General features: G+C 71.3%; 18 protein-coding genes and 1 pseudogene. 12 read left to right on the top strand and 7 right to left on the bottom strand.

Features of this window, described 5'->3' with window-relative positions; all coding sequences use genetic code 11:
- Nucleotides 1–54 precede the first annotated feature (54 nt).
- From GFH49_RS15050 to GFH49_RS15030, 5 genes are all read left to right on the top strand, one after another.
- Entirely contained in the window at nt 55–1,377 is a 1,323-nt protein-coding gene (locus tag GFH49_RS15050; protein ID WP_155056376.1) for an extracellular solute-binding protein, read from the top strand.
- 129 nt (nt 1,378–1,506) lie between these two features.
- The gene (locus tag GFH49_RS15045; RefSeq protein ID WP_155056375.1) at nt 1,507–2,418 is read left to right on the top strand and encodes a carbohydrate ABC transporter permease; all 912 of its coding nucleotides are present in this window, start codon (nt 1,507–1,509) and stop codon (nt 2,416–2,418) included.
- On the top strand, nt 2,415–3,317 hold the full coding sequence (locus GFH49_RS15040) for a carbohydrate ABC transporter permease (RefSeq protein WP_155056374.1): 903 nt from the start codon (nt 2,415–2,417) through the stop codon (nt 3,315–3,317). The genes GFH49_RS15045 and GFH49_RS15040 overlap by 4 nt, the downstream gene beginning before the upstream one ends.
- 17 nt (nt 3,318–3,334) lie before the next feature.
- On the top strand, nt 3,335–5,053 hold the full coding sequence (locus tag GFH49_RS15035) for a hypothetical protein (protein WP_155056373.1): 1,719 nt from the start codon (nt 3,335–3,337) through the stop codon (nt 5,051–5,053).
- Between the two features lie 70 nt (nt 5,054–5,123).
- Nucleotides 5,124–6,953 (top strand): hypothetical protein, encoded by a 1,830-nt coding sequence (locus GFH49_RS15030; protein ID WP_155056403.1) that lies wholly within the window; start codon nt 5,124–5,126, stop codon nt 6,951–6,953.
- A 6-nt stretch (nt 6,954–6,959) separates the two neighbouring features.
- On the opposite strand, the gene GFH49_RS15025 is transcribed toward GFH49_RS15030, so the two are convergent.
- Entirely contained in the window at nt 6,960–7,607 is a 648-nt protein-coding gene (locus GFH49_RS15025; RefSeq protein ID WP_155056372.1) for a nucleoside/nucleotide kinase family protein, read from the bottom strand.
- Between the two features lie 109 nt (nt 7,608–7,716).
- Between GFH49_RS15025 and GFH49_RS15020 the strand changes: the two genes are divergently transcribed.
- From GFH49_RS15020 to nicT, 5 genes are all read left to right on the top strand, one after another.
- Nucleotides 7,717–8,112, top strand: coding sequence for a YybH family protein (locus GFH49_RS15020; RefSeq protein ID WP_155056371.1), 396 nt, complete (start codon nt 7,717–7,719; stop codon nt 8,110–8,112).
- A 161-nt stretch (nt 8,113–8,273) separates the two neighbouring features.
- Nucleotides 8,274–9,854 (top strand): hypothetical protein, encoded by a 1,581-nt coding sequence (locus tag GFH49_RS15015; protein ID WP_155056370.1) that lies wholly within the window; start codon nt 8,274–8,276, stop codon nt 9,852–9,854.
- Nucleotides 9,851–10,795, top strand: a complete 945-nt coding sequence (locus tag GFH49_RS15010; protein WP_155056369.1) for a lysylphosphatidylglycerol synthase transmembrane domain-containing protein — start codon at nt 9,851–9,853, stop codon at nt 10,793–10,795. Before GFH49_RS15015 ends, GFH49_RS15010 begins: the two co-directional genes overlap by 4 nt.
- 65 nt (nt 10,796–10,860) lie before the next feature.
- Nucleotides 10,861–11,715, top strand: coding sequence for a proteasome subunit beta (gene prcB, locus GFH49_RS15005; protein WP_155056368.1), 855 nt, complete (start codon nt 10,861–10,863; stop codon nt 11,713–11,715).
- 151 nt (nt 11,716–11,866) lie between these two features.
- Nucleotides 11,867–13,027, top strand: a complete 1,161-nt coding sequence (nicT, locus tag GFH49_RS15000; protein ID WP_196217992.1) for a Nickel transporter NicT — start codon at nt 11,867–11,869, stop codon at nt 13,025–13,027.
- Nucleotides 13,028–13,052: 25 nt separating this feature from the next.
- Here nicT and GFH49_RS14995 read toward each other — a convergent pair whose 3' ends face one another.
- The 3 genes from GFH49_RS14995 to sthA all read right to left on the bottom strand — a co-directional run bounded on the left by GFH49_RS14995 (nt 13,053) and on the right by sthA (nt 17,219).
- Nucleotides 13,053–14,012 carry a hypothetical protein gene (locus tag GFH49_RS14995; protein ID WP_155056366.1) on the bottom strand — a complete coding sequence of 320 codons (960 nt, stop codon included), beginning with the start codon at nt 14,010–14,012 and terminating at the stop codon, nt 13,053–13,055.
- Between the two features lie 11 nt (nt 14,013–14,023).
- Nucleotides 14,024–15,496, bottom strand: coding sequence for an APC family permease (locus GFH49_RS14990; RefSeq protein ID WP_155056365.1), 1,473 nt, complete (start codon nt 15,494–15,496; stop codon nt 14,024–14,026).
- A gap of 319 nt (nt 15,497–15,815) precedes the next feature.
- Nucleotides 15,816–17,219 carry a Si-specific NAD(P)(+) transhydrogenase gene (sthA, locus tag GFH49_RS14985; protein ID WP_155056364.1) on the bottom strand — a complete coding sequence of 468 codons (1,404 nt, stop codon included), beginning with the start codon at nt 17,217–17,219 and terminating at the stop codon, nt 15,816–15,818.
- A 146-nt stretch (nt 17,220–17,365) separates the two neighbouring features.
- Here sthA and GFH49_RS14980 point away from each other — a divergent pair, with 146 nt between their 5' ends.
- Nucleotides 17,366–18,499: a sulfite oxidase gene (locus GFH49_RS14980; protein WP_155056363.1), complete on the top strand. Its 1,134-nt coding sequence runs from the start codon at nt 17,366–17,368 to the stop codon at nt 18,497–18,499.
- Nucleotides 18,500–18,614: 115 nt separating this feature from the next.
- Here the strand turns inward: GFH49_RS14980 and GFH49_RS14975 are convergent, their stop codons facing one another.
- Together GFH49_RS14975 and GFH49_RS40115 are read right to left on the bottom strand one after the other, a co-directional pair.
- Nucleotides 18,615–18,818 (bottom strand): hypothetical protein, encoded by a 204-nt coding sequence (locus tag GFH49_RS14975; protein WP_155056362.1) that lies wholly within the window; start codon nt 18,816–18,818, stop codon nt 18,615–18,617.
- 158 nt (nt 18,819–18,976) lie between these two features.
- Nucleotides 18,977–19,431: pseudogene (locus GFH49_RS40115) on the bottom strand (beta-1,3-glucanase family protein); the annotation flags it as partial.
- Nucleotides 19,432–19,661: 230 nt separating this feature from the next.
- Between GFH49_RS40115 and GFH49_RS14965 the strand changes: the two are divergent.
- Nucleotides 19,662–20,558 carry a GNAT family N-acetyltransferase gene (locus GFH49_RS14965; RefSeq protein ID WP_155056361.1) on the top strand — a complete coding sequence of 299 codons (897 nt, stop codon included), beginning with the start codon at nt 19,662–19,664 and terminating at the stop codon, nt 20,556–20,558.
- A 171-nt stretch (nt 20,559–20,729) separates the two neighbouring features.
- Here the strand turns inward: GFH49_RS14965 and GFH49_RS14960 are convergent, their stop codons facing one another.
- Complete coding sequence (locus tag GFH49_RS14960) at nt 20,730–21,599, bottom strand: Gfo/Idh/MocA family protein (protein ID WP_155056360.1); 870 nt, start codon at nt 21,597–21,599, stop codon at nt 20,730–20,732.
- Nucleotides 21,600–21,791 lie beyond the last annotated feature (192 nt).

Below are 21,791 nucleotides of genomic sequence, written 5' to 3'. Positions count from 1 at the left end.
GTGCCGCCTCCGTCGGCGCCGTGCTCCGTCCCCTACCACGAAATGGGATCCAAGATGACCACTGTGGGTGTGCGGCGCTCTCGCCGACTCGGCCGCGGCGGCATGCGCCGCCTGGTCCCCCTCGCTGCCGTGGCCACGGCAGGTACCCTGCTTCTCTCCGCCTGCGGCTCGGGATCCGAATCGGGCGGGACGTCCGACTCGCTGACGTTCTGGATCTCCACGGTTCCGGGACAGGACGCGGGCTGGAAGAAGATGGTCGCCGATTACAAGAAGGAAACCGGCGTCGACGTCAAGCTCGTCAACACCCCCTACGACGGCTACGACGCGAAGCTGCGCAACGCCGCGCAGGCGAACTCGCTGCCCGACGTGGCGGCGGTGCCGAAGCTGGACCCGATCTGGTCGAACAAGCTGATCGACCTCACTTCCATCGCCGACAACAAGAGCAACAACATCAATGGCAACTTCGTCGCCAAGGACTCGTCCGGGAAGGTGCTGTCCATCCCTTCGGACGTCACCGCGTCCGGCCTGTTCATCAACGAGACGCTGTTCAAGGAGGCCGGCGTCTCCGTCCCGGCCTCGCCCGACGACACCTGGACCTGGACCGAGTTCATCAAGGCGGCGGACGAGGTCCGGGAGAAGACGGGCGCCAAGTACTCCCTGACGTTCGACCAGTCGCCGTCCCGGCTGCGCGCCATGGTGTACGAGATGGGCGGGAAGTACGTCCACGCGGACTCCTCCGGCACGTTCTCGGCGGACGCGGCGACGAAGAAGGCCGTGAACACCTTCGTCGGATGGAACGACGACAAGACCATGCCGAAGTCGGTGTGGACCAGCGGCGCCGACCCGTCCGCCATGTTCCAGAGCGGTGACGTGGTCGCCTACTGGTCCGGCGTGTGGCAGGTTCCCGCCTTCGCGGAGAGCATCACGAAGTTCGACTGGGCCAGCGCCCCGACCCCCGCCCAGCCGGTGCAGGCCAGCGACGTCAACAGCGGCGGCATGATGGTGGGCTTCAACAACAACAGCGCCGCGGCCACCGCCGCGGAGAAGTTCCTGTCCTGGGTGTACGAGCCCGAGCACTACCAGGAGCTGTGTGAGGAGTCCGGGTTCCTGCCGGTCGAGAGCGGTCTGAACCCGGAGTACCCCTTCGAGTCCGACGCGGCGCAGGCGGCGTTCAAGCTCTACAACGAGTCGATCCCGCTCTACGACCCCATCTCCGGCTACTTCAACACCGCGCAGACGGCCTGGGTGCTGGACGGCAAGAGCCTCACCGAGGACCCGACCAAGACGGAACTCGGCAAGGCGATCAACGGCCAGCAGTCGGCCGACAAGGCCCTGCAGAACATCGTGGACGGCTACAACCAGCAGGTCGGCGGCTGATCCCAGGCCCCCGGCAGGCCAGGGCGGCGGGGGTCGAGACACCGCCGCCCGGGCCGGGCGCCCCACGCGATGCCGGGCTCGGAGCCTGAGCCCACAGCAATCCATTCCACCAGCACGGAGTCAGGGAAGATGACAAAACGCGCCTCGGACGTGTCCACGAGCCCGCCCAGGAGACGTAGTAAGTACACCGTCGCGCCGCTCGTCCTCATCGCGGCCAATGTCGTGCTCTTCGCACTGTTCTTCGTGTGGCCGGCGGTGATCGGGCTCGTCTACTCCTTCACGAACTACACGGGTGTCGGGGCGTTCCAGTTCGTCGGACTGGACAACTACGACAACCTGTTCGGGGACTCCGCCTTCTTCGACGCGCTGTCCCGGACGCTGCTGTACACCGTCCTCTTCGTGCCGCTCAACTTCGCCCTCTCGCTGCTCATCGCCAATCTGCTGGTGAGCCGGCACGCCAAGGGCGCCTCGGTCGCCCGGATCTTCTTCTTCATCCCGTGGCTTCTGTCGCCCATCGTCGTGGGCGTCCTGTGGCGGTGGCTGTTCGGTGAGAACTTCGGACTGGTCAACTACGTCATCGAGGAACTCGGCGGAAGTGCCGTCCCGTGGCAGTCGAACGCGGACCTGTCGCTGATGGTCGTGGTGGTGGCGGCGTCCTGGGCCTGGACGGGCTTCTCCATGCTGCTGTTCATCGCGGCGATCAAGAACGTACCGGTGTCGTACTACGAGGCGGCCTCGCTCGACGGTGCCGGTCCGTGGCGCCAGTTCGTCAGCATCACACTGCCGAGCATCGCGCCGACCTCGTTCATCGTCATCCTGCTCAACACGATCCACGCGATGAAGGAGTACCCGCTGTTCGCCTCCCTCAACAACGGCGGACCCGGCACGTCGAACAACCTGCTTGTCCAGTACATCTACCAGACCGGCTTCGACCGGGGCCAGATCGGCTACGCGAGCGCCGCGTCGTTCGTGCTCATGCTCATCCTGATGGCCGTCGCGATCATCCAGCTGATCGTCAACCGGCGGGTGGAGAACCGATGACAACCACAGACATGCCACGCCCGGTCGACGCCGAGGCCGGACGGGCTGCTCCCAGGAAGCGGCCGCGCGGCGGGCGCGGCGGTGGGCTTCGGCGCGCGGTGTCCGCGACGACACTGCTGTGGGTCCTGGCGGCCCTCTACGGGCTGCCGGTGCTGTGGTTCGTCCTCAGCTCCTTCAAACCGGCGGGAGACCTGTTCTCCGTTCCGCTGAAGCTGTTCCCGGACAACCCCACGCTGTCGGGTTACAGGACAGCGTGGGACAGCGCCAACTTCTCCCAGTACTTCGTCAACACGGCCATCGTGTGTGTGATCGCGACGATCCTCACGGTGGGAGTCAGCTGCTGCACGGGGTACGCGCTGGCCAAGTACGACAACAAATGGCTCAAGGTCTTCTTCGTCGGCATCCTGGCCACCACGATGCTGCCGTCCGAGGTCATGCTCGCCCCGCAGTTCCTGGTGGTCCGCGACCTCGGCCTCTACAACTCGCTCGCCGGCATCATCCTCCCGGCCCTGCTCACCGCGACCGGATGCTTCATGTTCCGCCAGTTCTTCCTGACGGTCCCCGACGAGCTCATCGAGGCCGCCCGCATCGACGGCGCGCGTGAGCTGTCGATCTTCCTGAGGATCATGGTGCCGATCTCCCGGCCCGTCATGCTGACGCTCGCCATCCTGTCGTTCCAGTGGCGGTGGAACGACTACATCTGGCCGCTGCTGATGCTCAACGACCCCGAGAAGTTCACCGTGCAGATCGGTATCCAGAGCCTGGTCGGGGCGCAGAACATCAACTGGTCGGTGCTGCTCGGCGGATCGGTCATCTCCATCATTCCGCTGATCATCATCTTCCTGGTGTTCCAGCGCTATGTCATGAACGCCGACATCAACGCCGGACTGAAGGACTGACATCCATAGGAGCGTCCTTGCCCACCCCGCTCGACCACGAGTTCGTCCGCGCGGCGGCGCGCGCCGCCGACCGGCCGGCCGTCCCGCTGGCGGCCGGCCCGGACGACGAACCCGTCGGCGTGACCCACCGCGTTCTGGCACGCCGGGTGAAGACTCTGGTCGCGGCCTGCCGTTCCCCGGAGTCGGCGCTGCACGGCAGCGGACAGGCGGTCGCCGCCGCGATGACCCACCTCCGCGCCCTCCGGGCCGTGCAGACACCCACCGGCCTGTTCGCCGGCGGTGACAACGTGCAGTCACCGCCGGACTCCGCCTTCACCGTCAACGACGTGTGCGACGCGCACGTCCTCTCCGCCGGCGCGGGGCCGGAACTGCGCGACGTCACGGCCGCGCTCGCCGAGATCGCCGGCGCCGCCTCCGACAGCCTCCTGACCGGTGGGGTGCACACCCCGAACCACCGCTGGGAGCTGTGCGCGGCGCTGGCCCGGCTGCACCGGTCGTTCCCCGACGACCGGCTGCTCCACCGCATCGAGGAGTGGCTGTCCGAGGGCGTCGACATCGACGCGGAGGGCCTGTACTCGGAACGGAGCGCGGTCTACGCGGCCCATGTGTCCAACCCGTCGCTGCTCCTGCTGGCCGACGTGCTCGGCCGCGCCGACCTGCGGGACGCCGTCGAACGGAATCTCGCCACCACCCTGGATCTCATCAGGCCGGACGGCACGGTGGAGACCGTCCACTCGCGACGGCAGGACCAGAACCACCCGTTCCCGCTGGCGCCCTACCTGCCGCACTACCGGCTGCTCGCGGTCCGCACCGGCCGGGGCGACTTCAGCCGGGCGGCGCGGCTGGCGGCGGCCGGCGGCATCGACGACCCCGACCTGCTCGCCGAGACCCTCCTCACCCCGGACGTGTGCCGCGTCCTGCCGGCCCCGGCCGCGGAGACACTTCCGCGCGAGCGGTACCTCACCACCGCGCGCCTCGCCGCACGCGCCTCGGCCACCACGCACACAGTGGTGTACGGCGGCTCCGACGTGCCCGAGCACCGGCGCGTCCGCTCGGGTCTCGCCTGCAATCCCACCTTCCTGCGCCTGTTCGCCGGAGACGCGGTCCTCGACGCCGTCCGCCTCTCGCGGGGGTTCTTCGACCTGGGCCCGTTCCGCGCCGCCGGCATGCAACGGCTCGCCGGCGACCGGTACCGGCTCACCGAAACCCTCACGGCCGCCTACTACCAGCCGCTCCCGCCGGACCGGCGACGGGACGACGGCGCCTACCTGATGGCGGACGAGGGACGCTTCTCGGCCGCGATGGCCTTCCCGGACCGCCCCCGGGACGAGGTCTCGCACACGACCCGCGTCGAGGTGGACCTCAGGGAAGACGGTGCCGACCTGCGGATCGACATCAGCGGACCACGGGTGCCCTGGGCGCTCGAACTGACCTTCCGGCCGGGCGGCGTGCCGGAGGGCGCCGCACCGGCCGGCGACGGACGCTGGTGCCTGACGACCGGGCCGATGACCTACCGGGCCGGCGACGACGAGATCCGGGTCGAGGCCTGCGTCGAGGCCGGCGAACCGCTCGCCGGACCGGACCGGAGCGACGTACTGCGGTACGACCCGGGGCAGGACTACACCGTGGCGGGCGGCACCGATGCGACGACCGGGAACCGCGTCTACCTCGGAGGGCTCGGCCCGCAGGCGCTGACCGTCGCACTGCGCGCCCGCCGGCCCGCATCCGCCGTGTGACCCCGCCGAACCACGCCATGGCCACCCCAGGCATGAAGGATTGATCCCCGTGCGCCTCACGCCCCCTCCCGTGCACCTCCCACACCAGCGCGGCCCGCTGCACGACCTGCCGGACACCCCCGAGGCCTACGACGCCGTCCTCGCCGACGTCACCGAGCAGGCCCTGACCCGCCTGACGCCGGAGGGCAGCCTCGAACACCCCGACTGCGTCGACGACATCGGCGACACCTCGCTGGGCATCACCTCCCTGCTGGCCCTGGCCTGGCAGCGCACCAAGGACCCGCGCCTGCCGGAGGCGGTGCACCGCAGCCTCGCCTTCCACCTGCGCGAACGGGTGTACGTCGACGACAACCCGGGTTACCCGAACCTGAGGGTCCGCAACTCCGGTCTGCCGTACGCCCGTTACACCCTCGCGGCGGGCGCCCACCCCATCGGCGACTGGCCCAGCACGGTGTGGGCGCTGCTCCAGGCGGTCAACGTCCTGGACCTGGCGGACGGGTTGGTGGACGAGGACCAGCGCGACGAACTCGTGCGGGTGGCGCAGGGCTACTGGCGCTGGCTGACCGGGGCGACGTTCTTCAACCCGCAGGAGGCGGGCAACCAGGCGATCGGCTGCGTCGTCGGCGGGCTGATGCTGGCGAGACATCTGCCGTCGGCGGAAGCGGAGCCGGTCCGCACGCGTGCCCTGGAGCTGTACGCCGGCAAGATCCGCGCCCACCGGGTCGGTGACCGCGGAGCCCTGCTGCCGCCCGAGCACGGCGGCGCCTACGACAACAACTACGGCCCGATCTCGCTGTCCTTCCTCGCCCAGGCCCACCGGGTCAGCGGCGAGGAGATGTTCGCCGAGGACGGCGACACGCTGGCCCGCTACATCGACGCCCGGCTGACCAACGGCGGCTTTGACCACGGCGGTCCGCGCTACAGCGAGCAGCACTCCGCGTTCGAGTCGGTGCTCGGGCTGCGCTACTTCGGCGCCCGCATCGGCTCCGACCTGGGCCGCTACCGGGGCGACAGCCGCTGGGCACGGCACGCGGTCAAGCCGGACGGCGGCGTGGACGGGCACTTCGCCTGGATGCTGGTCTGGCAGATCCAGGACGCCACGCCCTGGCACCGGGAGCCGGCTGCGGCGACCGCCCGGCACCAACTGCGCGCGGGCACGGTGTCGGTGGCCTTCGACTCCCGGATGACTCCGGCGGTGGTCGAGGCGGGCGGCACCTATTACCTGCCCGCCGCCGTCAACCGCCAGCACGGCTTCGGCCCGGTGGCCGACGGCTTCCTGCTGTGCCGACCGATGGGCGAGGTCCGCGTCCGCGACGTCCGCGCGGGGGGCCTCGCGGCCAAGCTGGTCACCAAGCCGGTCGTCGGCCGCGACCACGTCCTGCGCCATGTGCGGTCCCTGTACGTCACCGACGGCACGCGGCTGTGGATGACGGTCGCCGTGGAACGCCTGCCCGGTAGCCCGTACCTGCTCGCCGGGATGCCGTACGCCGCGGACGACGGCGACCGGGTCCGCAGGACCGCCGAGGGAGAGGTCGTCTCTGCCGGTGAACTCCGGCTCACCCACCCGGAGCCGGCGGGCGCCGACCACTTCGACGCCCGCTCTCGGACCACCCAGGAGCTGGCGGCCTTCGCCCTGGCCGCCGACCCGCGCGGCTACGGCGATCCGGACGAGGGCTGGCGTCACCTGGTCGCGTCCACGGCCCTGGAGGCCGAACCGGCGCCGGGCGTGCCCGGGGACCTGCACGTCTTCGCGGTGCGCTACGGTCCCGCGGGCCCGTTCTCGCCGGAGTTCGACGTCGGGACGCGGGGGCTGGCGGTACGGACCGAGGCCTTCACCGCCGTGATCGGGGGACCGGCCGGCGACGAGCGGGGGGAGCCGACGCTCACCCTGCGCGGCTGAGCCGCCTCACACCCCGGCGTCGAGGGACGCCGGGACGACCAGGTCGGCGCGGTCCCGGCCCGCGGCGACCAGGTCGGCGTTGCGCTGGTCCGTGCCCAGCACCCACGCCACCGCCTCGTCATGGCCCTTGCCGAACTCCTCGTGCCGGGCGATCAGCCGCCGGATCCGCTCGTCCTCGTCCAGTTCGCAGAACCACACCTCGTCCAACTGCGCCCGGACCCGCGCCCACGCCCCCGTCCCCAGCAACAGGTAGTTGCCCTCGGTCACCACCAGCCGGGCCGTCGGCGGCACCGGAATCGCGCCCGCGATCGGCTGCTCCAGCACCCGCTCGAAGCCCGGCGCGTACACCGTGCCGTCGACCTCCTCCCGCAGCCGCCCCAGCAGCGCCGCGTACCCCGCCGCGTCGAAGGTGCCGGGCGCCCCCTTGCGTTCCCGCAGACCCAGCCGGTCCAACTCGGCATCGGCCAGATGGAAGCCGTCCATGGGAACGTGCGCGACCCACCGCTCCCCGGACGCGTTCAGCTCCCGTACGAGCGTCTGGGCGAGCGTCGTCTTGCCCGCGCCGGGGCTGCCCGCGATACCGAGGACGCTGCGGCGGCGGCCCGCGACGAGGCCACGGGCGTGGATGAGGAGGTCGTCGAAGGTCACCGGCACACAGCAGAGTGTGGCACCGGGCCCCGTGATGAGTCGCGCCGGTGCGGGAAGTCGGTGGGGTAGGAGGTCTGGTCAACGCAGCGCCACCGACAAGGAGGGAGCCGCCGCCATGCCGGACGACGAAGCGCGGATCCGCACCCTGATCACGAACTGGGCCGAAGCCGTCCACCGGGGCGACCTCGACGGCGTACTCGCCGATCACGCCCTGGACATCGTGATGTACGACGTACCCCCGCCCCACGAGGGCATCCACGGCCTCGACGCCTACCGCGCGAGCTGGCCGCCGTTCTTCACCTGGCAGGCCCAGGGCGCCTCCTTCGACATCGAGTCCCTCGACATCACCGCGGGAACCGACGTCGCCTACGCCTACGCCCTGCTGCGCTGCGGCACCCCGGAGGAACTCACCGAGCGCCCCACCCTGCGCCTGCGGCTCACCCTCGGCCTGCGCAAGGAGGACGGCCGCTGGCTGGTCGCCCACGAGCACCATTCGTTCCCGCACGACTGATGCCGGGCGTCACGCTCCTGGGTGCATGCGGAGAGGTGGCCATGCACCGCCCGGGATACTTTGTCCATGTTTTTGAGGTTCCGAGGTTCCGGGGTTCCGGCCTTCAGCCCTTCCTACTGTGGGGCTGAGGAAGCCTACGACGTGCAGGGTGAGGGTGGACGATGGCGCACGGGCCGAACGCCATGCTCGTAGGTATGGGCGGACGCGACGAGGCGATCGTGCCCGGTACGTCCGGGTCGACCCGCGGCAGGGGCCCGCTCGCCGCGGTCGCCGGTGCCTTCACGCTCGCCCAGCTCGCACTCGTCCACCCCTCCATGGGCCTCGGCTGGGACGAGACCATCTACGTCAGCCAGGTCGGCACCCAGGCGCCGGCCGCCTTCTTCAGCGCCCCGCGCGCCCGAGGCGTCTCGCTGCTGGTGGCGCCCGTCGCCTCCTGGTCGACCTCCACCACGCTGCTGCGCGTCTACCTCGCGCTGCTCGCCGGACTCGGTCTGTACCTCGCCCTGCGCACCTGGCGCGGACTGTTCCCGGCCGGCGTCCTGGCCGCGGCAGGCGCCCTGTTCGCCACCTTGTGGGTGACGCTGTTCTACGCCCCGCAGGCCATGCCCAACTACTGGGTCGCGATCGGCACTCTGGTCTGCGTCGGCTGCTTCCTGCGTGCCCGCTCGGACCTTCGGGACCGGCGGGCCCTGTGGGGCGTCGCGGCGGGCGCCGCGCTCATGGCGCTGATGCGGCCCACCGACGCCGCCTGGGGCACGCTGCCCCTCCTGGTCATGGCGGTACGTCAATGGCGGCTCGCCCTCGCCCTCGTGGCAGGCCTCGTCTCCGGCGCCGTCGCGTGGGTGATCGAGGCGTTCGTCGACTACGGCGGCCTGGGTGAGCGGCTGTCGGAGGCCTCCCGGATCCAGGGCGGACTCGGCTGGCACAACGCCGTCGACGACCAGCTGCGCAGCCTCATCGGACGCACCCTGTGCCGCCCCTGCACCGGGGAGATGCCCAACCCGGCGGTGACCCTGTGGTGGTTCGTGCTCCCGCTGCTCGCCGCGCTCGGCCTCGCTCTCGCCGTCCGCGCGGGACGCACCGCCCGCACCCTCGTACCGCTCCTGTGCGCCACGGCAGCAGCCGTTCCCTACCTGTTCCTGATCGAATACGCCGCCCCGCGCTTCCTGCTGCCCACCTACGCACTGCTCGCCGTCCCCGTCGCCGACGCGCTGCGCCACCTGTGCGCTCCGCGGGTCTTCGCCCGAACCCGGGGGGACCCCCATCGCGGCGGAGCCGCACATGGCACAGCCCCGCGTCCCTTCGGGGCGCCGCCGAACCGCAGCCGACGTCTCCGAAACCGCTTGGTGCGCCGGCCGGTCGCGGCGACACTCGTCGCCGTCGGGCTGGCGGGGCATCTGGCCGTGCAGTACGTCGTCCTGGAGCGCGTGGTGCAGCGCACGACCGCCGACCGCCGCGAATGGACCCGCAGCGCCGCCGAACTGCACCGCCTGGGCGTGCGGTCGCCCTGTCTGCTCACCGGGCACGAGGCCATCCCCGTCGCCTACTACACCGGCTGCTCCTCCGGCGCGATCGGCGGCCCCAACGCCAACACCACGCAGGCGGACATCCTGCGCACCGCACGCACGATCCCGGTCGCCGCCCTCACCCCGCCGGGCGGCACCCCGCCCGGATACGCCGGTACCTGGCAGACGCACCGGCTCGACGGCCTGGACGTCCATATCGCACCGGGGCCCGTATGACGTCCGAGGAGGTGCTCGCCCCATCCCACCGCAGACGCGCCTACTGGCACACCGCCCTCACGCTCGCCGTGCTGGTGGGCGCCGGGTATCTGGCCCGGCGGCACTGGCCGGTGCTGGAAACCGGAGCGGTGCGGCTCGCCGTCGCCGACCAGGGCTGGCTGTGCGTGGCCGCGTCCGCCGCGGCCATGACCTGGCTGTGCTCGGCGCTCGCCCAGCAGGGCGCCGTGACCGCGAGGCTCCCCCCGGGACGGCTCGTCGCCGCGCAGTTCGCCGCGTCCGCCGCCAACCATGTGCTGCCCGCCGGGCTCGGCGCGGGCGCGGTGAACCTCCGCTTCCTCATGCGCTGCGGCATGCCGGCCGGCCGCGCGGCGACGGCACTCGCGGTGAAGGCGTCCGTCGGCGGCGTGGTCCGCGGTGCCCTGATCGCCGTACTCGCCCTGGCCTGCCCGGGAGTTCTGCTGATGCCGTCGCTGTCCGGCGGATGGGTGGCCGCCGGCGGCGCCATGACCGTGACGGCCGGCGCGACGGCGGTCGTGCTGCGCAGCACGCGGTGCAGACGGGCTCTCGCGGCCGTGGTCGCCGACATCCGGGCCGTGCACGCCCGCCCGCAGCGGGCGGCGGCCCTGTGGGGCGGGTCGCTGGCCTTCGCCGCGCTGCACTGCGCGGTGCTGATCGGGGTCACCCAGGCCGTGGCCCTGCCGCTGTCCCCGGTCAGGGTGGCGCTGCTCTATCTCGCCGCGAGCAGCGCGGCGGCGCTGCTGCCCACCCCCGGCGGTCTCGGCTCCCTCGACGCCGCGCTCGCTTTCGCGCTGACCGCCGGCGGCGCTCCGGCGTCCGCGGCCGCCTCCGCCGTACTCGGCTACCGGCTGCTGACCATGTGGCTGCCGCTCGTTCCCGGGCTGCTGGTGCTCGGGTTGCTGATCCGGCGCAAGGCGCTGTGAGGCGTTTCCGGCGTGCCGGGTTCAGGTAGGAGACGTCTATCGGGCCCGACGCGAAGGGGAGTGCGATGGCAGGCGAGGAGACCTCCGGCCGGCTGGGGGAGGAGTTCTTCACTCCGGGAGGCTCGTCCTTCACGGCGTTTCTGGCGGCGTACCGCCCCGAGTTGCTGAGCACCCGCAGCCCGCTCCCGGCCGGCCTGCGGGCCGACCCCGACCGCGTTCCGCACGGCACCACGGTCCTCGCCCTCGCCTACCGCGACGGCGTGCTGATCGCGGGAGACCGCAGGGCCACCATGGGCAACCTCATCGCCCAGCGCGACCTGGAGAAGGTGCACCCCGCCGACGACCACACCGCCGTCGCCTTCGCCGGCACGGTCGGCCTCGCGCTGGACATGGTGAAGCTGTACCAGGTCGAGCTGGCGCACTTCGAGAAGATCGAAGGCACCCCGATGAGCCTCAACGCGAAGGCACGCCGCCTCGCCGGCATGCTCCGCGACAACCTCGGCCAGGCCATGCAGGGCCTCGCCGTCGTCCCGCTCCTCACCGGCTACGACCCGTCCGCCCCCGAGGGAGAGCGGGGCCGCATCTTCAGCTTCGACGTCGCCGGCGGCCTGTACGAGAAGACCGACTTCCACGCCGAGGGCTCCGGATCCCCCTACGCCCGCGGCGCGTTGAAGAAGCTGTTCCGCCAGGGCATGTCCCGGCGCGACGCGGCCCTGGCCGCGCTCCAGGCGCTGTACGACGCCGCGGACGACGACTCCGCGACCGGCGGTCCCGACATCAACCGCAGGATCTTCCCCATCGTCTCGGTCATCACCGAGGAGGGGTTCGAGCGGCTGCCCGAGCCGGAGACGGAGGGACTGAGCCGCGAGATGGTGCAGCAGCGCCGCAGGAGCCCGGACGGGCCGACCGCGACGGTCTGACCGCTGAGTTCGGACCGGCCGGCCCCGCTGACCGCGGCCTTTCCCGGACCATGGTGAAGACCTGTCACGGGCTTTACTGCACATCGATTGCACATACCGGAGGATGGCGGAAGGCTGCACAGTGCGGCCGTTCACCGACAGAAAGCCCCTGATGACGGCCGCCCCTGACCCCGCTCCACACCTCCCTGCCAGGTCTCACGGACACGGTTCGGCCTGGTACCGCGTCCGCACTTCCATGACGCGGAAGGAGTGGGTCAGGGTCGGGGGCATGGCCGCCTTCATCCTGGCCCTGCACGTGATCGGCTGGTTCACCCTCGTCGCCCTGGTCACGCCCGAGCACTACAGCATCGGCGAGAAGTCCTTCGGCATCGGCATCGGCGTGACCGCGTACACGCTCGGCATGCGGCACGCCTTCGACGCCGACCACATCGCGGCGATCGACAACACGACCCGCAAGCTGATGAGCGACGGGCAGCGCCCGCTGTCCGCGGGGTTCTGGTTCTCGCTGGGCCACTCCAGCGTCGTCTTCGCGCTGGCGTTCCTGCTCTCCCTGGGCGTGAAGACCCTCGCGGGACCGGTCAGCGACGACGACTCCCACCTGCACGAGGTGACCGGGCTGATCGGTACGACCGTCTCCGGGGCGTTCCTCTACGTCATCGCCGCACTCAACCTGGTCGTACTGTCCGGCATCTGGAAGGTGTTCCGCCGGATGCGCGCGGGCCACTTCGACGAAGCCGCGCTGGAGGAGCAGCTCGACAACCGCGGCCTGATGAACCGTCTCCTGGGCCGCGTCATGAAGTCCATCACCAAGCCATGGCAGCTGTACCCCCTGGGCCTGCTCTTCGGCCTGGGCTTCGACACCGCGACGGAGGTGGCCCTGCTCGTCCTGGCGGGTTCGGGCGCCGCGTCCGGGCTGCCCTGGTACGCGATCCTGTGCCTGCCCGTCCTCTTCGCCGCCGGCATGTCCCTGCTCGACACGATCGACGGCACCTTCATGAACTTCGCCTACGGCTGGGCCTTCGCCCAGCCCGTCCGCAAGGTCTACTACAACCTCACCGTCACCGGCCTGTCCGTCGCCGTCGCCCTCCTCATCGGCACCGTCGAATTCCTCGGCCTCCTCGCCGAGAAGCTCCACCTCCACGGCCCCTTCTGGAACTGGATCAGCACCCTCGACCTCAACACCGTCGGCTTCGCCGTCGTCGGCCTCTTCATCGCCACCTGGGTCATCGCCCTGCTGGTGTGGAGGTTCGCCCGCATCGAGGAGAAGTGGACGGCGGGCCTGGCCCCGGAAAAGGCAAGCGCGCCCTGGTAGTCGACGAGGTGGAGGATGATCGATGTCACGCGCGCATCCCCAGCTCCCTGCGCCACTTGACGATCTGCCGCTGGGGATCTCCGGTGTAGGACCAGGGCGTGCGGGTGGCGCGTCGGCCGAGCATCCGCAGCAGTGGGGCGGCGACCTCCGGCAGGCCCGCGTGGCAGGCCGCGTGCGCCAGGTAGTGGAGGTCGCGCAGCTCGCCGGGGGCGACGGCGTTGCCGGCGCGGTCCATGATCCAGCGCTGCCAGGTGCGGCGTACGTCGCTGACCGCGCCGTCGTGGTTCCAGTGCTGGCTGAGCACCACGGCGGCGTGCCGTCCCTTCGCGGCGTCGAGGGCGTAGCGGAACTCCTCCACGCGGGCGTACTGCACCAGCACCGGCAACGCGCAGCCGGGCGGCGCCGCGCCGGCCGCGTCGCGGGCGAAGTCGTACATCAGGCCGTGCGTGCCGTGCCAGCGGGCGGAGTAGTAGTGCAGCACCTGGAGATGGCCCTCCACGCTGTACGGGTCCCGCCGGTGCAGCTCGTCCCACCAGCGGGCCAGCTCCTGGCGCCGTACGCCCGACGGATACAGCCGGGCGACGGAGATCAGCGAGATCCACGGCGTGGGGTCCTTCGGGTACGCCTCGGCGGCGTGCAGGCACGCGGTCACCGCGCCGTCGACGCGGCGCTGGTCGATCGGCACACCCCGGCCCGCCGCGATGGCCAGGTTGAACGCCCGGGTGGTCTCCGTCGCCGCGCGCAGCACCAGCGCGTCGGCGCTGCGCGGCTCGGCGGCCAGCCAGGACTCGACCGTGGAACTGCTCGCGCAGGCCTGGGCGAGCAGCCGCACGCGGTGGCCGCGCGCCGGCCAGTCGGGTCCGGTGGTCCGCAGCAGCTCCCTCAGGCCCTGCCAGCGGCCGATGACGATGTCCTGCCGGGCGGCGGTCAGCGGCGCGTCCCCGCAGTCGGGGTCGAAGTCGGGGGTGAAGCGGTCTCGCGCCATCGGGATCTCTCTCAGAAGTCGGTGGGGAGACCCTCGTGGACCCGCGTGTGCACGTCCGCGCGGCTGTCGGGCACGTAGTCCACGGCGACGGCACGGCTGGCGTCGAGTTTCGCGGGGTGGTAGTAGTCGCTGCCCTGCCGCCAGTACCAGAGCATCGGGATCACCCCGACAGCGAGTCCGCCGATGCCGATCACGATCGCCGGAGTGCTCAGCTCGCCCAGCGACTCGACGAAGACCCAGAACATGAAGAGGGCGCCGAACAGCGGCCACACTCCGCCGAGGACGAAGTTCGCCGGGGACTTCAGCAGCATCTTGCGGTAGGCCACGACCACGGCGAGGCCCGCGAGACCGTAGTACACGGCGATCTGCAGACCGATCGCCGAGATGGCGTGACCGAGGATGTCGCCCACCGTGCCGAGCGCGTTCGAGGCGATGATCATCAGCAGGGCCACCGCGCCGACCACCGCGATCGCCACCCAGGGGGTGTTCCAGGTACGGTGCACCCGGCCCAGCGCGGACGGCAGCGTGCGGTCCCGGCCCATCGCGAACAGCGAACGCGTCACCTGGATCAGGGTCGTCTCCAGTGTGGCGATGGTGGACAGCATCACCGCCACGATCAGCAGCTTCCCGCCCCAGCCGGGCCAGATCTCCTCGCCCAGCACGGCCAGGACGTTGGCGTCGTTGTCCTGGATCTGCCGCGTGGACAGCAGGACGTTCACCGCGATGGTGAACGCCTCGAAGAGCAGGAAGACGACGCCGACCCCGATGAGCCCGGCGAGTCCTGTCGTACGGCGGCTGTTGCGGGTCTCCTCGCTGAGGTTGCTGGTGACGTCCCAGCCCCAGTAGTAGAACGCGGCGATCAGCGCGCCCGACGCGAATCCCGACACGCCGTCGAAATGGCTGAAGCCGAGCCACGACCAGTCGAAGGCACGCGCGTGGCCGGAATGGAGGACGGCGAGCACCACGAAGAGCGCCAGGACGAGGAGTTCCACACCGGACATGACCAGCTGCGCGCGGACGGTGAGCCGGGCGCCGCCCAGCACCACGAACAGCATGAGCAGGAACCAGGCCGCCCCGACCAGTGTGGACAGCATGGTGTCCTCGGCGAGTTGCTCGTCGAAGAGCGCCAGCGTCAACGACCCGGCGGGCAGCGAACCGGCCACCATGAAGACGGTCGCCGAGATCACCAGCGCCCAGCCGCTGAGGAAACCGAGAAAGGGATGCAGCGTCCGCCCCACCCAGGAGTAACTGGCGCCCGCGTTCACGTCGATCCGGCCGAGATAGCTGAACGCCAGCGCGATGCCCAGCATGGGTATCGCGCAGTACAGCAGGGCCGCGGGACTCGCCACCCCCACCGATCCCACCAGGACCGCGGTGGTCGCGGCGATCGAGTACGCCGGCGCGCTTCCCGCGACCGCCATCACCACGGTGTCGAACGTGCTGAGGGCATTGGCCTGGAGCCCTCTGCCCCTGCTGCTGCTCATGGTTGCGCTGCTTTCGGTCGTGCACGCCGCCCCGGGCATGCCGCGGCGGCGTAGGGGTGGGGGGTGAACCCGCCGCGCACCGGGGAGGGTTGACCTCACTGGCACGGGCGGTACAAGGGGGGCGGCGGATACCGGAAGCGTTGTGTCGGCAGGTGGTCACGCCTTGTGTGCACGTGATGATAGCCCCACCCGGCGACTGCTCAATTCGCCGTCCGCGTGGGCACTCAGACCAGTTCAGCGTGCGTTCGGCGGTCCAGGGAGCCATCCTCGACAACGGCAGGCTGAGCGGCTGAAGCGAACCGCACGTCCAGCGAAGCGCTCAGTCCCCGATCCGGTCGATCTGCCGCAGTTTGTTGGTGGCGTCCAGGGCGGCGACCTTGTACGACTCCGCGAGCGTCGGGTAGTTGAACACCGCGTCGACCAGATAGTCCACGGTGCCGCCGCAGCCCATCACGGACTGACCGATGTGAATCAGCTCGGTGGCCCCGGCGCCGAAGCAGTGCACACCCAGCAGGGAACGGTCCTCGGGGGAGACCAGCAGCTTCAGCATGCCGTGCGAGTCGCCGACGATCTGCCCGCGGGCCAGCTCCCGGTACCGGGCGACTCCGACCTCGAACGGCACGGAGTCCTCGGTGAGTTGGTCCTCGGTCCGTCCGACGAAACTGATCTCCGGGATGGTGTAGATGCCGATCGGCTGGAGGTTGTCCATCCGGCCCACGGGCTCCCCGCACGCATGGTAGGCGGCGGCGCGGCCCTGCTCCATCGACGTGGCGGCCAGCGCCGGGAAACCGATGACGTCGCCGACGGCGTAGATGTGCGGAACCTCCGTGCGGTAGTGCTCGTCGACCTTGATCCGGCCGCGCGGATTGGCCGTCAGGCCCGCTTTGTCGAGGTCGAGTTCGTCGGTGAGGCCCTGTCTGCCGGCCGAGTACATCACCGCGTCGGCGGGGATCTTCTTGCCGCTCTCCAGAACCGTGAGCGTGCCGCGCGGATGCCGCTCCACGGCGGCGACGGTCTCGCCGAAGCGGAACGTGACCGAGAGATCCCGCAGGTGGTACTTGAGCGACTCGATGATCTCGACGTCGCACATGTCGAGCATCCCGGCGCGCTTCTCGACCACGGTGACCTTGCTGCCGAGTGCGGCGAACATGGAGGCGTACTCCATGCCGATGACTCCGGCGCCGACGATGACCATGGAGCGCGGCACATGTTCGAGGGTGAGGACGTTGTCCGAGTCCATGATCGTCCGGCCGTCGAACTCGACACTGTCCGGGCGCGCGGGCCGGGTGCCGGTCGCGATCACGATGTGCTCCGCGCTGAGCAGCCGCTCATGGCCGGTGACCTCGCGCAGGGCGATGGTGTGGTCGTCGACGAAGCGGCCGGTGCCGGCGTACAGGGCGATGTGGTTGCGGGAGAGCTGGTTGCGGATGACGTCGATCTCGCGGTTGACCACGTGCTGGGTGCGGGCGGTGAGGTCGGCGACGGTGATGTCCTCCTTCAGCCGGTAGCTCTGCCCGTACAGATCGCGCTGGGTGAGCCCGGTGAGGTAGATCACCGCCTCGCGCAGCGTCTTGGAGGGAATGGTGCCGGTGTGGATGGAGACCCCGCCGACCATGTCGGGGCGGTCGACGACGGCGGCCCGGCGGCCGAGCTTGGCCGCGGCGATGGCGGCCTTCTGGCCACCCGGACCGGATCCGATGACAAGCATGTCGAAGTCGGGCACCTCCGGAGTCTGCCAGCCGTACGACCTCTCGCGAAAGAGCGAAACGGCAACCACGTCGTCGGGCAGGGGGTTTCAGAAGTCCGTGAGGACGGTGGGCAGTTGTGCCCGGCCTGCGACACATGACCCCACGGCGCGATAATGCCCTCATGGGCCATCGACTCGGTGACGCGAGCGCACCCGCCCGGCTGGCCGGCCCCGACGAGGGCATCGGCCGGGACGAGCTGGCCCTCGCCACCCGCAACCACGGACTGCCGCTTGAGGCGCTGCGCTACGACGTCACGCCGCCGGGCCTGCACTACGTACTCACGCACTACGACATCCCGTACGTCCCCCAGGACGAGCCCTGGACCCTGGCCATCGGCGGCCTGGTCCACCGCCCGCTGCGCCTCGGCCTCGCCGACCTCCGGGCGTACCCCCGGGTCACCACCCGGGTCACGCTGGAGTGCGCGGGCAACGGCCGGGCCCTGCTGACGCCCCGGCCGGTGAGCCAGCCCTGGCTGGTCGAGGCGGTCGGCACCGCCGACTGGACCGGCGTACCGCTGCGGCTGCTGCTCGCGGAGGCGGGCATCGACTCCGACGCGGTCGACGTGGTCTTCACCGGTGCCGACCACGGCGTGGAACGCGGCGTCGAGCAGGACTACCGGCGCGCGCTGCCCGTGGACGTGGCGACGGGCGCCGAGCCCGAGGTGCTGGTGGCGTACGCGATGAACGGCGCCCCGCTGCCGCCCCAGCACGGCAGCCCGCTGCGCCTCGTCGTGCCCGGCTGGTACGGCATGGCGCAGGTGAAGTGGCTGCGCGAGATCACCGTCACCGACACACCGTTCACCGGCTTCCAGCAGGCCGTCGCCTACCGGCTGCGGCAGCGCCCCGGGGACGAGGGCGAGCCGGTGACCCGTATCGCACCACGCGCCCTGCTGGTCCCGCCCGGCTTCCCGGACTTCATGTCCAGGACCCGGATCGTCCGGCCGGGCCCGGTCACCGTCGAGGGGCGGGCCTGGTCCGGGCAGGCACCGGTGACCCGGGTGGAGGTCAGCACCGACGCCGGCCGCACCTGGCACACGGCCGAACCGGCGCCGTACGACGGGCACCGCTGGGCGTGGCGCCGGTGGCACTTCACCTGGACGGCGACGCCCGGTGAGCATGTGCTCAGCGCGCGCGCCACCGACGCCGAGGGCCACACCCAGCCGCTTCAGGCGCACTGGAACCGCGGCGGCTTCGCCAACAACCTCGTCCAGCGGGTGCCGGTGCTGTGCGTCGAGGCGGACGCCGACCAGGGGTAGCGCGCCGGGAAGGGGCGCGGGGCTGCATCAATGTGCGGCCCCGCCGCGTGGGCACGCCCAGCCACGACGGCGCCGCAGCTGACCGACCGCACATCGCGGCACTCCCAGCGGAGCGCTACGGCAGCATCTTGTCGAGTGCCGCCGGCCCCTCCTTCGCCAGCTTGCGCTTCGCCCACTCCATGTTGCGCGGTGTGATGTCCTTGCCGGAGGCAAGCACCAGGTCCTCCGGCGACACATCGGTGCCGGTGCGGGCGTGGAGCAGGTCGTCCGGGGTGGCGCGGTCCTCGGACGGCCCCGACGCTGACTGTGACGTCGTCATGATCTCTGCTCCTCGGGTCCGGATCGCTGCTACGGCCCCGCTGCGTTCATCGGGTCCACTATCACCATCGATCGCGGCGGTCCGCCCTGCATCCGGAGGCGCCGTCGGATGTGACACCAGGGACCCCGAGAAGCACGTGTGACGCCCGGTGTGCGGCCCGAGCGGTTGAAACCGGCGCCGAGGACGGCGGCGACGGGGCTGGTCGTGCCGTCGCTGGCGCGGCGAGGCTGCCGTCGCAGACGAGCACGTCCCGGGAGACGGCCGTGGGCCCCCGCGAAGGCGGGCCGGTCGCCGCGGACCCGGCCGGTGAAGGTGCCCGCGTCGGTGACGACCTTGAGGTCCCGCCCGGCGTCGAAGCCGTGACCGGGCGCGATGACGCGTGTGGTCGTCCACCACGAGGAAGGCGAATCCCTCGGCCTCCCGGACGGCGGCGAAGGCGGTCGCACGGCCCCTGGTCGCGCAGCGTGCCCGTCGTCTGCTCCTGGGCGCCGGTCAGCCGGATGCTCAGCGGCACGCTGAACATGCCGACCATGGTCGTGTTGCGTGCAGCACCGCGCAGTCGGGGTCCGACGCGCCTCCCGGCCGGGTACCGCAGCGTGGTGCTGCCGCTGCCGGCAAGGCGCGCTCAAGCGGCATCCGCGTCGCGGCCGCGGTGGTGTGGAAAAGCGCTGGACGCATGCGGCGGGGCCCTCGTACCGTGTCATGTCACGCGCCAAGACGGCCGGAAGGAGGCGAGTGCCGTGCAGTTCACCGCTACCACCCAGCGCTCCCTCTCCGCTGCCCCGGCGTGCTTCGTCTGACCGACCGGGAGCGCTCCCCGCAGCACGTATCCCGGAGGAACCCGTGACCGACCTGGTCATCCGTACGCTCGACGAGAGCGACGCCCATCTCTTCGACACGGCCCCCGACCCGCTGGGCGCCCGTGAGGCCCACCGGCTCACCCACCACCGCCCCGACTGGAAGCGGGTGGCCCTGCGCGACGGCACGGTCGTCGCCCGCGCGGCATGGTGGGGCGGCCCCGACGACACGGAGCCCGTCAACATCAACTGGTTCGACGTGGCCGACGGCGAGGAGGAAGCCGGAGCCGAACTCCTGCGGACCGCGCCCTGGCAGGTCGAGGAACTGGAGTTCAACCTGCCCGGCGGCTGGCGGGACACGCCCTGGCTGCGCGCCGCCGCGGACGCCCGCTTCACGGCCGTACGAGCGGCCGGATTCGAGCTTCTGGTGGAGCGCTTCCTGTACCGGTGGACCCCGGAGTGCGGGCTGCCCGAGCGACCCGGACGTCTGCTCTTCGAGCCCGAGCCCGACGACAGGGTCTTCTACGACGCACTGCGCCGCATCCACTCCGCCACCCTCGACGCCCACGCCCGGGCGGCCATCGGCGCAGGCGGCGTCGACCGGGCGGCCCAGGAAGAACTCGACTTCTTCCGCTGGTGCCCCTCACCCCGGGAATGGTGGCAGGTGGCACGCACGCCTGCGGGCGAACCGGTCGGCATCCACATCCCGGCCCACAACCCGTCCGGCCCCTGCGTCGGCTTCGTCGGCGTCCTGCCCGCACAGCGCGGACACGGTTACGCCTACGACCTGCTCGCCGAGTGCACCCACGTCCTCGTCGAACACGGCGCTCAGTACGTCTCCGCCGCGACGGACCAGGGGAACTTCCCCATGGCGGCGCACTTCGCGAAGGCGGGGTATCCGGTGGTGCGGGAGCGCGTCAACTTCCGGGCGGTCCGGCCGTAGAAGGCGGCTGCTTGTCAGTGCCGGGGGCCGCGCCGCAAAGGGGCGCGGGGCTGCGTCATGTGCGGCTCCGCCGCGGTGGAGGTCCCCGGGTTCGAGCGAAGTCGAGAGTTTGGGGGGAGCGACCAGCCACGACGCACCCGCACACGACGCACCGGCCCTCCAGCGGAGTCCCTACCGCATCGCCGCCGCCTCCGCCAGAATCTCCGTGACCCGCAGGGCGAACGCGGCGTCGCACGCGTGCGGCTCTCCTCCGCGGGCAGCGGTCCGCAGCGCGTCGGCCGCCCGCACCAGGGCGGCCACCGCTCCCTCCGCCCCCTCCGGCAGCACCGTGACTCCGGGCTCGCCCCTGAGTTCGACGCCGACCCCGGCCGCCGCGGGCGGGGCCGTGAGGCTCAGCGTCAGCGTGCTGGACGCGCCACCGGTGTGTTCGAGGACGAGGTGCGTGGTGTCCCCGGGACCGGCCGCCACGGCCGCCACACGTCGTACGTCGCCCAGCACCGGCAGCAGGACGGACAGCGCATGCGGGCCGACGTCCCACAGCGCGCCCTTCTCCCGCCGCCACGGCGTCGCGAACGGGCTGTCACTGGTGAACACCGACCCCAGCCACTGGACCCGCGCCGTGAACCAGGCACCTTGCTCCGCCTGTTCGGCGACCCACGCCTCCGTACGGGTCTGGAACCGGGCGGTGAAGAAGACCACCGACGCGACGCCCGCCTCCCGCACGGCCTCGACGACCGCCCGCCCCTCCTCGACCGTCAGGGCGAGGGGCTTGTCCAGCAGCAGATGGCACCCGGCCCGCGCGGCCCGCGCGGCGAGCCCCGCCTGGATGTCCGGAGGCAGGGCGACCGCGACGGCGTCCACATCGGCGAGCAGGGCGTCGACATCGTCGTACGCCCGTGTCCCGTGCCGGTCGGCCAGTTCCTTGGCGGCCTCCGGACGACGGCCCCACACCCCGGCGAAGTCCAGATCGCGGTGCTCGCTCAGGGCGGGTGCGTGAGCCATCTGTGCCCAGGGGCCGGTGCCGAGCAGTCCTATGCGCATGCCGTCGCCTTTCCGCGATGCCGAGCCGGTGCCGAGCCGGTGCCGAGCGAGCCTCGCACATCGACCCGGCCATGGAGCATCAGGGGTGGGCAAAGACGCACGCGAGCGGGGATTGATCCGCTCGCGTGCTGAATGCGTTCTCTTTCTTCCATTGGACTGCCGGCGGCAGTCCGGCAAGGCTGAAGGGTGATC

The organism is Streptomyces blattellae (assembly GCF_009709555.1).
GTDB classification, from domain to species: Bacteria; Actinomycetota; Actinomycetes; order Streptomycetales; family Streptomycetaceae; genus Streptomyces; species Streptomyces blattellae.
Note: the sequence above shows the minus strand (reverse complement) of the source record. Positions and strands in the feature narration are given on the sequence as shown.

Coding starts and splice junctions, on each gene's coding strand:
- GFH49_RS14990 (WP_155056365.1), bottom strand. CDS start 15,496: ATGAGCAGCAGCAGGGGCAGAGGGCTCCAGGCCAATGCCCTCAGCACG.
- GFH49_RS14975 (WP_155056362.1), bottom strand. CDS start 18,818: ATGACGACGTCACAGTCAGCGTCGGGGCCGTCCGAGGACCGCGCCACC.
- GFH49_RS15020 (WP_155056371.1), top strand. CDS start 7,717: ATGCCGGACGACGAAGCGCGGATCCGCACCCTGATCACGAACTGGGCC.
- GFH49_RS15040 (WP_155056374.1), top strand. CDS start 2,415: ATGACAACCACAGACATGCCACGCCCGGTCGACGCCGAGGCCGGACGG.
- GFH49_RS15010 (WP_155056369.1), top strand. CDS start 9,851: ATGACGTCCGAGGAGGTGCTCGCCCCATCCCACCGCAGACGCGCCTAC.
- prcB (WP_155056368.1), top strand. CDS start 10,861: ATGGCAGGCGAGGAGACCTCCGGCCGGCTGGGGGAGGAGTTCTTCACT.
- nicT (WP_196217992.1), top strand. CDS start 11,867: ATGACGGCCGCCCCTGACCCCGCTCCACACCTCCCTGCCAGGTCTCAC.
- GFH49_RS14960 (WP_155056360.1), bottom strand. CDS start 21,599: ATGCGCATAGGACTGCTCGGCACCGGCCCCTGGGCACAGATGGCTCAC.
- GFH49_RS15050 (WP_155056376.1), top strand. CDS start 55: ATGACCACTGTGGGTGTGCGGCGCTCTCGCCGACTCGGCCGCGGCGGC.
- GFH49_RS15015 (WP_155056370.1), top strand. CDS start 8,274: ATGGCGCACGGGCCGAACGCCATGCTCGTAGGTATGGGCGGACGCGAC.
- GFH49_RS15045 (WP_155056375.1), top strand. CDS start 1,507: ATGACAAAACGCGCCTCGGACGTGTCCACGAGCCCGCCCAGGAGACGT.
- GFH49_RS14995 (WP_155056366.1), bottom strand. CDS start 14,012: ATGGCGCGAGACCGCTTCACCCCCGACTTCGACCCCGACTGCGGGGAC.
- GFH49_RS14980 (WP_155056363.1), top strand. CDS start 17,366: ATGGGCCATCGACTCGGTGACGCGAGCGCACCCGCCCGGCTGGCCGGC.